Raw genomic sequence first — 14,295 nt, 5'->3', positions numbered from 1 at the left:
GTCTATTTCTTTTCAGGTATATAATTGATAATAACTCTTTGATTAGGGTTCAGGTATTTTTTTGCGGCATTCATAATATCCTGTCTTGAAACAGAACGGTAAATGTCGATTTCTTTATTGATGAGGTTCGTATCACCCATCAAAACATGGTTGGTAGCCAAAGAACCTGCAATTCCCTGAATAGAGGAGTTCGAATTTACAAACTGGTTTTCGTACTGGTTCTGAAGTTTTTGGTAATCTTCTTCAGAAATTAAAGTAGTCTGGAGCTTTTTGATTTCAGCATCAATATCGTTCTGAAGTGTCGCTTTCGTAGTCGCTCCCATCGGAATCGCGAAAAACGCAAATATTCCTGCATCTTCCAGACCTTGGTTGAAAGCTTGAACCTGAAGCGCTTTTTTCTCTTCATCTACTAATTTTTTATAAAGCACAGAAGATTTACCGTTGCTGAGGTAAGAAGAGAGCATATCGAGTGTGTAGGCATCTTTTTCTTTTTCTGCAGGAGTTCTGTAAGCAAATACATAAGCGGGAAGCTGGATGTTTTTGTCGGTTACCGTCACTTCTTTCATTGTGGTGATCGGCTCGTCTTTCGGGAAGTTTTTCGGATAAACTGTTCCTTTAGGAATGTCACCGTAATATTCGCTGATCCATTTTTTCGTCTGCTCCGGCTTAATGTCTCCGGCTACAACCAGTGTAGCATTGTTCGGAACATAGAATTTTTTATAAAAATCCTGGAATTCTGAAAGTTTTGCCTCGTTCAGGTCTTCCATTGAACCAATTGTTGGCCAGTGGTAAGGGTGTTTTGTAAACAGATTGTTCTGCACTGCTGTGAAGAGATTTCCGTAAGGCTGGTTGTCCATTCTCAGACGTTTTTCCTCTTTTACTACCTCTCTTTGAGTGTCAACACCGATTTGGTTGATGGTACCGCTTTTCATTCTTTCACTTTCCATCCACAAACCAAGCTGTTCGTTATTGGAAGGGAAAGTTTCGTAATAATACGTTCTATCGTTAGTGGTATTGGCATTGTTGGTACCTCCGTTTGAAGAAACAATTTTAAACCACTCGCCACGTTTGATGTTTTTGGTGCCTTCAAAAAGCAAATGTTCAAAGAAATGGGCAAAACCCGTTCTTCCGATCACTTCGTCTTTTGCACCCACATGATACATAACGCCTGTTGTAACTACTGGAGCAGTATTATCCTGATGAAGAATTACGTGCAGCCCATTCGGCAGGTCGTATTCTTCAAATTTGATTTGCTGTGCATCCATCATCAATCCTAGAAAAGCGACGGCAACAGCAGAAAGAAATCTTTTTTTCATATAAAATTAAATTTAAATCATTGGTGTCAAAAATAAGATAATTGTTACAATTTTCCGATTTTTTAGTCAGTTTTTTTAGGGAATAGCGGATTTTCTTTTGTTGATGTATGAATACGATGTCAGTTCAAAAATCACTAAATAACTAAAGATGCTGAAATTAATATGCTCTAAAGTCAATAATTTTAAGTGATGATGATTTTCATGGGAATATTGTTGTATATTTGCAGTATAATTTATAAAGGGCATATGCCTTTGCTTTTTCTGTAATAGTTTAGAATACTCCATTTTTCTCTTACTCAGTTTTCGCGTTCCGCATCCACTTTTTATATTTTATACATGGAATTAAAATGTGGTTATAGCTTCCCTCAGCGGTCTCTTTCCCCATTTTATCGATGTAATAAAAAGCTTCATAGCATCAACTTAGAACAAACTAAATACGATAATAATATATGGCAGATTCTTTCTCAAAAAAAGAAAATTTCAAGAAAAAAATTCAGAAAGCAAAAGAAAAAACGCTAAAGCGCGAAGAACGCAAAACCAACAATAACAAAGGGAAAGGGTTGGATGAGATGTTTCTTTACGTAGATGCAAACGGTCAATTGACCGAAACACGTCCGGAAGATCAGGACAGGCCTGAAATCAACATGGACGACATTCAATTAGGTGCAGCTCCAATTGAAGCAGAAGAACTGGTGAAAACAGGTATTGTTACTTTTTTAAGTGAAAAAGGCTATGGCTTTATCACGGAGAACAGTTCTAAAGACAATATTTTCTTTCACGAAAACAACTGCGCGCATGCTGTGAAGAAAGGCAATAAAGTTTCCTTTGAAAAAGAAAGGTCACCAAAAGGTTTTTCAGCAGTTAATATTCAGATAATCAAATAATACTATAATTTTAATACCAATACAATGCAAGAAGGCACCGTAAAATTTTTCAACGAAACTAAAGGTTTCGGATTTATTACACCATTAAATGGTGGAGAAGACATCTTTGTACACACTTCAGGTTTAACTACTAAAATCCGTGAAAACGATAAAGTAGTTTACGAAGTTCAACAAGGAAACAAAGGACTAAACGCTGTAAACGTAAAATTAGCATAAGCTAACACATTTATATCAACCTTATAAAGCTCCGTCAGGAGCTTTATTTTTGTTTATAACCGGAAGACCTGAAACGAAGACCGCCTTTGACTTCCGCATATATTTCACTAAATTTGTTTCCCAAAATTTTTGCTCTGATGGATTATTTGAAAGGATTAAATGAAGCACAGTATGAAGCCGTTACCACGCTGGAAGGACCTTTAATGGTGCTCGCCGGAGCCGGTTCCGGAAAAACGCGTGTGCTCACCATGCGTATTGCGCATTTAATCACCAATCTCGTTGATCCTTTCAACATTCTGGCGCTTACTTTCACCAATAAAGCTGCGAAAGAGATGAAAGAAAGGATTGCAAAAGTGGTGGGCGTAAGTGAAGCCCGATCGCTTTGGATGGGAACCTTTCACTCGGTTTTTGCAAGAATTCTGCGCAGCGAAGCGCATTATATCGGCTTTCCGAGCAACTTTACGATTTATGATTCCCAGGATTCCCTGAATGTCATTAAAAAAGTCCTGAAAGAACTGAATATAGATGCCGATCTCTATAAACCCAAAAAGGTACAGGCACGGATTTCCAATTACAAAAACAACCTGATTACCGTTAAAGCCTATTTCGGAAACCCGGAGCTCATCGAAAATGATGAACGCGCGAACATGAAACATATGGGTTTGATTTACCAGAAATATGTGGATGTGTGCTACCGAAATGGTGCGATGGATTTCGATGACCTGCTTTTAAGGACCAATGAACTGCTCACACGGTTTCCGGAAGTTCTGGCGAAATATCAGGACCGCTTCCGCTATATTTTGGTGGATGAGTATCAGGATACGAACCATTCGCAGTATTTAATCGTAAAAGCTTTGGCTTCAAAATTCGAGAATATCTGCGTGGTGGGCGACGATGCACAATCGATTTACTCATTCCGTGGCGCGAATATTTACAATATTTTAAATTTTAAGAAAGATTATCCCGACGCAGTGACGGTTTCGCTGGAGCAGAATTACCGTTCTACGCAGAATATCGTGAACGCAGCCAATGTGGTGATCTCCAAAAACGTTCAGCAGTTCAAGAAAAATGTCTTCAGCGACAATGAAGAAGGCGAAAAGATCAAAGTGTACCGCTCACTTTCCGATGCCGATGAAGCGAATTTTGTGGCTTCCAATATCTGGGAACTTCATAATTCTGCTCAGAGAAAATTTACCGATTTTGCAATTCTGTACCGTACCAACTCGCAGACCAGGGCTTTTGAAGATGCCTTAAGACGGAAAAATATTCCGTATCGTGTGTTTGGCGGACTTTCATTTTACCAGCGGAAGGAAGTGAAGGACCTGATCGCCTATCTGCGCCTGCTCATCAATGAAAACGACAGCGAAGCGCTTTCCAGAATCATCAATTATCCGGTCCGCGGAATCGGAGAAACCACGCAGAATAAACTGATCGTTTTTGCTGATAAACAGAATATTTCCATCACCACTGTTTTGGGCAATCTGGGGATGTATGCACCGCAACTCGGGCTGAATAACGGCATTCTGACGAAACTTTCCGATTTCTGGGCCATGATCAAAGCTTTTCAGGTGATGCTGAAAACTGAAAATGCCTACAACGTAGCCATGGAAGTCGCCAAACGCAGCGGCATCATCAAGTTTCTGAAAGACGATCAGACCCCGGAAGGAATTTCACGTGTCGAAAACATACAGGAACTCATGAATTCCATGCAGGGATTTATCGAAGAACAGCAGCAGCTCGAAGACGGCGACCCTTCGCTTTCCAGTTTTCTCGAGAATATTGCACTTTCTGCAGATACACAGAACGACAAAAAAGACAACGGCGACCAGGTTTCGCTCATGACGATTCACTTATCCAAAGGACTTGAATTTCCGGTGGTGCATTTGGTGGGTCTTGAAGAAAACCTTTTCCCGAGCTTTATGAGTTCTTCAACCCGTGAGGAACTTGAAGAAGAACGCCGGCTTTTTTATGTGGCTTTAACCAGAGCCGAAAAACAGGCGTTTCTGACGTATGCCGTCTCCAGATTTCAGTGGGGAAAAATAACGGATGCAGAACCGTCGCGCTTTTTAAGTGAAATGGATGCAGCGCATCTGGAATTCATCAATCCGGCCATCGAAAGCCGTTTTGTGAACCATTCCGGACTGAAATCGAGTATTTTTGATGATGAACCAGCAGAACCGCGGTTTTTCAAAAAGAAAGAAGATAAAAAAAGCATCCAGCGGAATGAACCGTTACCAATTCCGCAGAATCTAAAACCTGTTGCCACCGCAAAAATAACCAATCCGAGCGGCGTTTCCTCTGAAAATATTGAAGTGGGCGATAAAGTGCGTCACGACCGTTTTGGCGTGGGCGAAGTCCTCTTCCTGGACGGAACCGATCCGCAGAATATTAAAGCAAAAGTGAAATTCCAGCACGAAGGGGAAAAAAATCTGATTCTGAAGTTTGCGAAGCTGACGAAAATTTAAATCTACTCACGTGCGGAAAGAATGAAATTTAAAGATAAATCAACAAAAAAGGATTCCAATTTAGGAATCCTTTTTCATTTAATAAATTAACTTTATTTTACAATAATCCTTTTCACAATTCCTTCATCCGTTTTTACCAGATAAACGCCGCTGACAAATGTAGAGGTATCAATGGTTTTTGCTTTTTTCGCGCTGTGGATCAATTTGCCGCTCATGTCAAAAACCTCAATGGTAGCTGCCCGATTGAAATAAACGGTTCCTTTAGGTGCAGGATTTGGAAAAACAGTGAGTGTTTCCGGCACTTTTATAGTGGATTCCAGCGAAAGGGTGGCGTCATTTATTTCATAAATGGTTAAGGTACCGCTTATTTCGTTGGCTATAATAATGTAACCCTTTCCGGTTGCGCTTTCCGTTTTCGGAATATAAGTGATTCCTTCGGCTCCATTGTCCCCGCCGTAAGAGGAAGTTGTTCTGGTATTTTTGTAGTCGGCGAATACGGGAGAGTTCGGATTGGTAACATTATAAACCATTACGCCACCGATTCTTTCCAGTGAGATAAATGCAAAAGTTTCACCTGCAATCGTGGCCAGTGTTACGCCTTCCGGTTCCGGACCTTTCGAGCGGCTGCGGGTTTTCGGAGCGTTGCTCTCGTGATCTGAATTGAAAATGGAGGCAAAGTTCTGTGCAGTATATCTTTCAAAGGCATCACCACTGTCGAAAACAAGCTGTTTGGTGTCTGCATTAAAAATGGAGAAGGACCGGGCTCCTACTGAGTTTATTTCTTCAAATTCAGCATCTGCATCAGAATTTCCGTTGAGGTTGGTCACTCTGAATCTTCCCAGATTGTGTGATTCTTTCAATACTGCACTTTGGGGGAAAATAGCCGGATCCAGAACATAGCTACCAGCGCCCACTGTTGTTCTTTCATTCAGATTGGTAAATTCTTTTTCATCCCCTTCGTTTGCGGTAACAATATAATTTGTTCCGCCAACTTTGCACGTGGCAATCCCATCAGGAATATAAAACGATTTCACCGGCCAGTTGGCAATGAGGATTTCACCGTTATTGTCAGAACTGTCGAAGCCGTTTCCGGGAATACTCATGTCTTTTTTTCCCAAAGCCCAAAGTGCTGTAATGGTATTGGTGTTCAGATTTATTTCTGCAACAGCGTTATTTTCCTGGATGGTCACAAATGCTTTCTGGCTGTCGGCACTCAATGCAATATATTCGGGTTCAAGATCCTGCGACAGGGTGCTTGATGCTTTAAGTTTCCTGATTCCTGAAGAAACTAATGAAGTTTCCTGTGCATTGAACGGGGTAAACAGCAGGGTACTTACATTTGACTGAGTAAGAGATGCAATACCGCCGGAAATATCAATAATACTTACAGAGCCTTCAGGATCAACAGAATAATCGGCGTTCGGCTCCCCTTCATTGGCAGTAAGAACCTTAGTTCCGTCGGGTGTAAAAGTGATCATATCTGGTAAAGCACCTACGGTAACCTGCTTCAGAAATACACCGTTGGTATTGAAAAATACCACAGAACCGTTATTTTGAGGAACAGCATTCGGCGATGCTACAGCTACGATGCCGTTTTTCACTGCAACACTGGTTACGCCGCCATACGTATTCATATTGATGGTGTTAAGCACTGAAGGAGCCGAAGGATTGGTGAAATCGATGATATCTAAAACCCCGGCGATTGCACTGGTAGTGAATAATTTTTTCGAGATAGGGTCGTGAACTACAATTTCTGTCGTGCTCGTGCTGGTTCCGGAAGGATCGAAACTCCCAATATAATTTAGAGAAATCTGGTGAGACGGAATTGGGGCGGTTGTTTCGTTGTCAACAATATATACAGTTGAAAGTGGGTTTCCTGACACCGTTGCTCCCACTGCATTTTCCAGACTCAAGACAAAATATTCTGCCTGCTGTTCTGCTAGATTATCATCAGTGATCGGAATCGTAATATTGTAAGTTGATGGGCTAGACGGGGTGATATTGATCGTTTGCGTAGCCAAAGTAAAATCGGCTGTACCTGTTGTACTGAAAGGTGCTGGCTTAACCACTAAATCTACAGATCCTGCTGATGGTGAACTGATGTTTAAAACAAGATTAACAGTCCCGGCATTTTCGTTTACTTTAATGATGTTAGTCGAAAAAGAAACAGAAGTAGCAGCTGTTGTAAAGATACTCGAAGTATTTGCTGTAACTGCGTTGTCACTCAAATCTTCAACCGTATCCGGTTTTAGCGCCACGAAGTACGTTTGGTTCACGTTCAGATTTGAAGCCGGTATAAGTGTTATTTCATTATTTGAAAAGGCAGTTGTAAAAGCCACCGGAGTTCCTGTGGAATTCCCCAAGCGCAGTTCCACAACATTTTGCGCATTGGCATTGGTAATGGCAGAATTATCGATTAACCGTACGTTTTCGTTGAAAGAAATTTTGGGATTGATGTTGGTCGCAATGGCAGTAGCATTATTCGCCGGATTGTAGGTCACATTTGGAGGAGTAACATCGGGTCCTCCGGATGGAGTACCATCCAAAGTAAAATTATCGAAACGGTTATTTCCAACAGTTCCGCCCGGACCGGCTGAAAATTCAACTTTAAGTTTAAAATTAGCATTGTTGGAAACATTGGCGATAGCTGAAAAATCCAAAGTCTGTAAGGTTGGATTTCCGTCCACGGGATTGATGGTGGTAAACATCGTAAATGAGGTTCCGTCTGTAGAGTAGAACCAGGTTTGAGTTCCCGCTCCAGAACCTGATCTTCTGGTTGAGAATTTCACCACGACATTTTGGTATCCGGTTGTGGGAAGGTGATAAAGCAATGCTCCGCCAATTGGATTATTGAACCGTAAATGGGTTCCCGAAACATCACCGTTTCTGGCATTCAGATTATCGACATTAAAATTCTGTCCCGTGCCGCCTGCATTATCTATTAAACTGGTTCCGCCCGGCAGCGCTTCCAACGCGGCTCCGGTTACCAATGCGACATTTGGAGTGGTAATGGCAGCAACACTGGAACTGTTATTAAAATTCCAGTAATGGACAAGGGTCTGTGCAAAAGCAGACGGATGAAAACCAATCACAAACAAAAGTGCAAAGATTTTCAGCGTGTAAAGTTTTTTCATGATGATACTTTTTAATTAGATCGTTGCAAAAATCTAATTAAAAAGCCGAAGAAAGATGAACAGAACTTTAAAAAATTATGAATAAAAACTTCAGTGAAATTCTGAACGAAGGCGAAAAAGATCCGGTTTACAAGTTTGCAAAACTGACGAAGATTTAACGATCCAACTTCCTTTTGAAATCACCAAACGTGAGGAAATGGTCTGGCAACGCGCAGAAATGATCCGGCAACTTGTAGAAATGGTCCGGCAACTTGAAGAAATGACAAAACGGGTTGCAGAAATGGTATCGCAGCATTGTTTATTCATTTCTGTATTTGGTTTTTCCCTTATTTTACCAATTCCTCAAACAACCTCTCAAAAGTGGTGTCTAGATCCTTAGTTTTTCCCGGATGCGGGCGCGAAGTCTGTATCACAGAACTCCGGACTGCCGTTAACCAGCGGAACCTTTCAGGAATATCGAGTGCGGCAATTTCACCGCCGGCTTTCTCGCCGTTGGTAACGTGCCGGAAATTTTCAAGATTCTGCAGAATATCTTCAAAATCCATTTCAGAATGCATGAGCTGAAACTTATGCGGACACAGATGAAATTCCACCCGGATGTATTTTTCTTTTTTTGAAAACATGACGAGACCGATGTTAAAGAACTCTTCCCGTTCCACCTTTGGAACCAGCCTGATGACGGCGTATTCGTAAATTTTAACCTCTTGCATTTTTAGCTTCATTTACAAAGTTATGGGAATTTTCGAGCCGGGTTTTCAGGAAATTGAAATAAACTTCCCTGATTTCTTCCGGAGAATCGTCCGTATCATTCCAGTTCAACCATTCCAAAGGTATTAGGTTCACGATTCCGCGCAGAATCTCATCATTGAGAACCGTTTTGGCGAAAGCATCCGCTTCATCAAGCATGGTGGCCTGCGAGAGCAGAACATGGTCTTTTACATAAGCAAAAGGACTTAAGGCATGTTTTTCGAAATTCATCCACGAATGATGGAAATAAAAGGAGGCACCGTTATCGATGACCCATAGTTCCTTATGCCACATCAGCAGATTCGTGTTCTTAAAAGTCCGGTCGATGTTCGTGATGAAAGCGTCGAGCCAGACAATTTTGGAAGCCAGCAGCGGATCTACTTTTACTGAAGAATCATACGCAATCGCTCCAGAAAGGAAATGCAGCGCCAGATTAAGTCCTTCCGAAAACTTCAGAAGATCCTGGATTTCTTCATCGCCTTCCGTTCTTCCGAAATCCACATCCAGATTCGCGAAAACAAGTTCTGGAATCCTCAATCCCAAAACTTCAGCGATTTTTCCGCCTAAAAGTTCAGAAATCAGCATCTTAACGCCGTGACCGCCACCGCGGAATTTGAGGGCGTATTTGAAATCGTCATCTGCTTCAGCCAGCGCCGGAAGTGAACCGCCTTCGCGCAAAGGCAGAATGTAGCGCATGACCGTAACCGTTCGTAAAGATAAATCCTGCATGGTTACAAAATTAATCATTAAAAACTTCGGAATAAAAAAAAGTTACCCGAAGACCGGATAACTTATTTTTCAAAAATTATTGATGATAAACGTTCAGTCCATCAGTTTTTGTGTTTTTTAAAACTTTCGTCCCGGAACATAATGTTGTATACCAGAAAAAGTCCGAGGCCTATTGCAATCATAAAAAAGATAAAAGGCAAAATGCCGTAGCCCATAATGGAGTAGGAGGAAGGAATTCTCATGAGCAGCGCCGCACCAATAATCATCGCGGCAATGATGAGTCCGGAAGTGATTCTGTTTGCCACTTTTTGGAAACCGTCGGTCAGCCTTTCTTCATCAATCGCATTGATCTTGATTTCCAGGTCATTATTGGCCAGGTTTTCGGTGATTTTGTTGAGTCGTCCGGGAAGATTTTCGATCAGTTTTTTATTGTCGAGCAGAAATCCGTACAGATTTTCGGGCTTCAGTTCTTTCTTCATCTTTTCGTTCACCATCTTTTCCATAAACTTCCGGATGGCTTTCTGAAGATCGTATTTCGGCGTTAGAACTGCGACGATCTGATCCAGATTCAGAAGAATTTTTCCCAGAATATTGAGTTCCACGGCCAGTTGGATGCCGTCATCGGCTGCAATTCTGTTCATCTGAAGCAGAATTCTGCCCGTCTCCATGTCTTCAGCATTTGTACTCACGCTGTCCATCACGAGTCTGTTGATGTTTTTTCTGAAGTTTTCCAGATTCGCTTTCGCGGAATCATATTCGCTGATTTCGAGCAGGGCATCTGTAATGGCGTCGCCGTCTTTTTTACTCATCCCGACGAGGAGCATCATGATTTTTTCCTGAAGTTTCGGGCTGAATTTTGCGACCATTCCCAGATCCATCAAGGCAATCTTATCATCAGAAGTGAGGTGAATATTTCCCGGATGCGGATCTGCGTGGGCAAAGCCGTCAACGATGATCTGTTTCAGATAGGCTTCCACCAAATCATCGATTACCGGATTAAAGTCGGTTTCAATTTTTTTAAGATTCCCAAGGGCGGTTATTTTTTTTCCGTCAATAAAATCCATCGTCAGGACTTTCGAGGAAGAATATTCGGCAACAGGAGACGGAATAACCAGGTGCTGATAACTTTTCAGATTTTCTTTCAGAATGAGAAGGTTCTGTGCTTCTTTATTGTAATCGAGTTCGTTAAGGAGGATGAAGCGAAGTTCTTCAATCACATGATCCAATGCGTATTTTTTCGCAGCCTTTGAATGGTTAACCGCTAGATCTGCCATTTTTTTCAGCGTGTCCAGATCTTCCAGGAAATTTTTCCGGATCCCCGGTCTTTGGATTTTCACAGCAACGACACGTCCGGAATGGAGTAAAGCTTTATGAACCTGACCGATAGATGCACTGGCTAACGGCACCTGATCAAAATCAACAAAAGCTTTTTTGATTTTTACCCCGATTTCTTCTTCAAATATTTTTTCAACTTCTTCATATGAAATGGTTTCGACGTCATCCTGAAGATTGGCGAGTGCATTCAGATAATGATCCGGCAGCAAATCGGGTCTTGTGGAAAGTAACTGCCCCAATTTTACATAAGTTGGTCCCATTTTCTTCAGATCTTCTACAAGTTCCTCCGGTTTATGACTGAATTCGAGTTCATTTTCATCATCATCATTCAGTGGAGAACCCGCCGTGGATTTTACGACATCACTGTTGTAATATTTTAAAATAAAGCTGAAAAATTTGGTGTAAGTAGTGATCTGTTCGAGTGACATCCTTTGTTTTTTAAGGGTATAGAAAAAAATGTACCATAAAAATTCTGAGGGTCCTGAATTATTGCTTTAAAACCTGTTTGGGAATTTTCTTTCGCAGTGCCAATCTTCAGTATTTTAACTTCCGGCAATTTCCTATCTTTGCTTTATGACACACGATAACGACAAACGCTTGTTTCTGATTGATGCTTATGCCATGATTTTCCGCGGTTATTATGCCCTGATCAGAAGTCCGCGGATGACCAGTGACGGTAAGGATACTTCGGCAATATTCGGCTTTACGAATTCTTTGATCGAACTGATCCGCCGCGAAAAACCTTCTCATTTGGCAGTTGTTTTTGATGTCGGCCAGGCGAGTATCCGTACGGTAGATTTTGCTGAATACAAAGCCAACAGAAGCGAAACTCCGGAAGCTATAAAGTTGGCGATTCCATATATTCACAGGATCCTTGAAGCGATGCACGTTCCGATTTTGGGTGTGGAAGGTTATGAAGCCGACGATGTCATCGGAACCATTGCCTGCAAAGCCGAAAAAGAAGGTTACCTCACGTACATGGTAACGCCCGATAAGGATTTTGCGCAGTTGGTAACCGATAAAATAAAAATCTACAAACCAGGACTGAAAGGTGCCGAATTCGAAATTTTAGGGATAGAAGAAGTCAAGGCAAAATACGAAATTGAAGATCCGAAACAGGTGATTGATTTCCTGGCGATGATGGGCGATTCAGTGGATAATATTCCCGGACTGGAAGGAGTCGGAGAAAAAACAGCAAAGAAATTTCTGAAAGAATACGGCAGTATTGAAAACCTTTTGGCAAACACCGATAAAATCACCGGTAAACTCCGCGAAAAAGTGGAAGCCAGCGCAGAACGCGGGATTTTATCCAAAAAACTGGCGACCATTATTTGCGATGTACCGGTAGAATTCCATCAGGAACAGTATGACCTTGAAACGCCGGATTTTGAAAAAGTAAAGGAGGTTTTTGATGAAATTGAATTCCGCAGGCTTTATGAAAACCTGTACCGGGCTTTTGCACCGGCGATAGCAGATCCTAATACCGTTTCGCGATACGATAAAGTTGAAAAAGCAACTCCGCTTGGCAATCTTGGCGCTGCTGCGGTTCAGCTCGACCTTTTTGCAAGCTATGAAGAACTTGATCACGCCACCAATACCAAATCAACAATAAAAGATAACGACCATCTTTACCAGTTTATCGATTCCCCAAAAGCACAGAAAATGTTGGTCCGGAATTTACTCGCCCAGAAAGCGGTGAGTTTTGATACCGAAACCACTTCTTTAAATGAAATGGAAGCCGAACTGATCGGGATGAGTTTCTCATACAGGAACGGTTTGGCGTACTATATCCCGCTTTCTGAAAAGCGTGAAGAGGTTTTGGAGACTCTGGAAATATTCCGTCCGTTTTTTGAAAAAAAGGAGATTGTAAAAATAGCGCACAATTTAAAATTCGACTACAAAATTCTGAAGCAATATGGTGTTTCCGTTGAAGGCGCAATTTTCGACACGATGATCGCGCATTACCTGCTGAATCCCGACGGAAGGCACGGCATGGATTACCTTTCGGAAATGTATCTGCATTACAAACCGGTTTCCATTGAGACGCTCATCGGCAAAAAAGGAAAAAACCAGGGCACACTGCAGGATCTTTCGGTGGAAGAGCAGACGAATTATGCGGCAGAAGACGCCGATATTACATGGCAGCTTTACGAAGTTTTTGCACCGCAGCTTAAAATAGAGAATCTGGAGGATTTATTCTTTAAGGTCGAAATGCCTTTGATGAAAGTTCTGGCCAAAATGGAACTGGAAGGCGTTTCTCTCGATAAAAACTGGCTCGAACAGGAGAGTAAAGACCTGGAAAATGATTTGCGCGAACTCGAAAGAAATATTTTTGAAATTTCAGGAGAAGAATTCAATATGAATTCTCCACGACAGCTGGGCGAAATCTTATTTGAAAAAATGCAGCTTGACCCGAAAGCAAAAAAAACAAAAACCGGGCAATACGGTACTTCCGAAGATATCCTGCAGAAACTTTCCAGCAAGCACGAAATCATCAAATATATTCTGGAATACAGAACCTATCAGAAACTGAAATCGACTTATGTAGATGCTTTGCCTTTACAGATTGATAAAGACGACAACCGCGTTCATACCAATTTTTCCCAAACCACGGCCGCAACCGGCCGTTTGGCTTCGGTAAATCCGAATCTTCAGAACATCCCGATCCGGACTTTGCGCGGTCAGCAGATTCGCGGCGCATTTGTAGCCGGCGAAGGAAAGAAAATTATTTCTGCCGATTATTCCCAGATTGAACTCCGCCTCATTGCGGAAATATCGAATGAGGAAAATATGATTCTCGCATTTCAGAATGGCGAAGATATTCACGCTTCCACGGCTTCCAAACTCTTTAAAGTTCCGTTGGAAGAAGTGACGAAAGTGCAGCGGAGCCAGGCGAAAACGGTGAACTTCGGAATTATTTACGGTCAGGGCGCTTTTGCTTTGGCTGAACAGACCGGACTTTCCCGTACCGAAGCCAAACATATGATTGAAGCCTATTTTGAAACGTACCCACGGCTTAAGAAATACATGGGAGAGCAGGTTCAGAAAGCACAGGAACTCGGGTATGTCGAAACCATTCTGAACCGCAAAAGACATCTGAAAGACATCAATTCTGCGAATTTTGTCGTAAAGGCTCATGCTGAAAGAAATGCCGTAAACGCCCCGATACAGGGAAGTGCGGCGGATGTCATCAAACTGGCGATGATTAAAATCGACGAAAAACTTTCTGAAAAAAATCTAAAGACAAAAATGCTGCTGCAGGTTCATGATGAACTCCTGTTCGAAGCTCCGGTGGAGGAAGTGGAAGCCGTTACGGAGCTGATCAAAACCGAAATGGAATCAGCATTTGAAACGAGAGTTCCGCTGCTCGTGGAAGTTGGCGTGGGCGATAACTGGCTCGAAGCGCATTAACCTGATTGGAATATTGCCTTCCTTGGACGAGAGTAAACGTTTAAGAATCAACACTTAT

9 protein-coding genes are annotated in these 14,295 nt (G+C 41.9%); 4 read left to right on the top strand and 5 right to left on the bottom strand.

The features are described 5' to 3' along the window. Positions 1-2 precede the first annotated feature (2 nt). Positions 3-1,316, bottom strand: a complete 1,314-nt coding sequence (locus tag FUA25_RS12295) for a M16 family metallopeptidase (protein WP_147757213.1) — start codon at positions 1,314-1,316, stop codon at positions 3-5. Between the two features lie 449 nt (positions 1,317-1,765). On the opposite strand from FUA25_RS12295, the gene FUA25_RS12290 reads away from it, so the two are divergent. The 3 genes from FUA25_RS12290 (at position 1,766) to FUA25_RS12280 (ending at position 4,881) form a co-directional block, all read left to right on the top strand. Then, positions 1,766-2,200 (top strand): cold shock domain-containing protein, encoded by a 435-nt coding sequence (locus FUA25_RS12290; protein WP_147757212.1) that lies wholly within the window; start codon positions 1,766-1,768, stop codon positions 2,198-2,200. A 24-nt stretch (positions 2,201-2,224) separates the two neighbouring features. Continuing rightward, positions 2,225-2,416, top strand: coding sequence for a cold-shock protein (locus FUA25_RS12285; RefSeq protein ID WP_147757211.1), 192 nt, complete (start codon positions 2,225-2,227; stop codon positions 2,414-2,416). Between the two features lie 137 nt (positions 2,417-2,553). After that, positions 2,554-4,881 (top strand): ATP-dependent helicase, encoded by a 2,328-nt coding sequence (locus FUA25_RS12280; protein WP_147757210.1) that lies wholly within the window; start codon positions 2,554-2,556, stop codon positions 4,879-4,881. A 92-nt stretch (positions 4,882-4,973) separates the two neighbouring features. On the opposite strand, the gene FUA25_RS12275 is transcribed toward FUA25_RS12280, so the two are convergent. The 4 genes from FUA25_RS12275 to FUA25_RS12260 all read right to left on the bottom strand — a co-directional run bounded on the left by FUA25_RS12275 (position 4,974) and on the right by FUA25_RS12260 (position 11,254). Further along, the gene (locus FUA25_RS12275; protein WP_147757209.1) at positions 4,974-8,015 is read right to left on the bottom strand and encodes a choice-of-anchor I family protein; all 3,042 of its coding nucleotides are present in this window, start codon (positions 8,013-8,015) and stop codon (positions 4,974-4,976) included. 326 nt (positions 8,016-8,341) lie between these two features. Continuing rightward, positions 8,342-8,725 (bottom strand): DUF3037 domain-containing protein, encoded by a 384-nt coding sequence (locus FUA25_RS12270; RefSeq protein WP_147757208.1) that lies wholly within the window; start codon positions 8,723-8,725, stop codon positions 8,342-8,344. Then, positions 8,712-9,491, bottom strand: coding sequence for a HipA family kinase (locus FUA25_RS12265; protein ID WP_147757207.1), 780 nt, complete (start codon positions 9,489-9,491; stop codon positions 8,712-8,714). The genes FUA25_RS12270 and FUA25_RS12265 overlap by 14 nt, the downstream gene beginning before the upstream one ends. 101 nt (positions 9,492-9,592) lie before the next feature. Beyond that, positions 9,593-11,254: an ABC1 kinase family protein gene (locus FUA25_RS12260; RefSeq protein WP_147757206.1), complete on the bottom strand. Its 1,662-nt coding sequence runs from the start codon at positions 11,252-11,254 to the stop codon at positions 9,593-9,595. Between the two features lie 145 nt (positions 11,255-11,399). Here FUA25_RS12260 and polA point away from each other — a divergent pair, with 145 nt between their 5' ends. Then, positions 11,400-14,237, top strand: a complete 2,838-nt coding sequence (gene polA, locus FUA25_RS12255) for a DNA polymerase I (RefSeq protein ID WP_147757205.1) — start codon at positions 11,400-11,402, stop codon at positions 14,235-14,237. Positions 14,238-14,295: the final 58 nt, after the last annotated feature.

Source organism: Chryseobacterium sp., from assembly GCF_008014695.1.
Lineage (GTDB): Bacteria > Bacteroidota > Bacteroidia > Flavobacteriales > Weeksellaceae > Kaistella.
Note: the sequence above shows the minus strand (reverse complement) of the source record. Positions and strands in the feature narration are given on the sequence as shown.

Excerpts from the sequence above, each read along its gene's own strand:
- FUA25_RS12285 (WP_147757211.1), top strand. The coding sequence starts at position 2,225 with ATGCAAGAAGGCACCGTAAAATTTTTCAACGAAACTAAAGGTTTCGGA.
- FUA25_RS12280 (WP_147757210.1), top strand. The coding sequence starts at position 2,554 with ATGGATTATTTGAAAGGATTAAATGAAGCACAGTATGAAGCCGTTACC.
- polA (WP_147757205.1), top strand. The coding sequence starts at position 11,400 with ATGACACACGATAACGACAAACGCTTGTTTCTGATTGATGCTTATGCC.
- FUA25_RS12260 (WP_147757206.1), bottom strand. The coding sequence starts at position 11,254 with ATGTCACTCGAACAGATCACTACTTACACCAAATTTTTCAGCTTTATT.
- FUA25_RS12295 (WP_147757213.1), bottom strand. The coding sequence starts at position 1,316 with ATGAAAAAAAGATTTCTTTCTGCTGTTGCCGTCGCTTTTCTAGGATTG.
- FUA25_RS12290 (WP_147757212.1), top strand. The coding sequence starts at position 1,766 with ATGGCAGATTCTTTCTCAAAAAAAGAAAATTTCAAGAAAAAAATTCAG.
- FUA25_RS12270 (WP_147757208.1), bottom strand. The coding sequence starts at position 8,725 with ATGCAAGAGGTTAAAATTTACGAATACGCCGTCATCAGGCTGGTTCCA.
- FUA25_RS12265 (WP_147757207.1), bottom strand. The coding sequence starts at position 9,491 with ATGCAGGATTTATCTTTACGAACGGTTACGGTCATGCGCTACATTCTG.
- FUA25_RS12275 (WP_147757209.1), bottom strand. The coding sequence starts at position 8,015 with ATGAAAAAACTTTACACGCTGAAAATCTTTGCACTTTTGTTTGTGATT.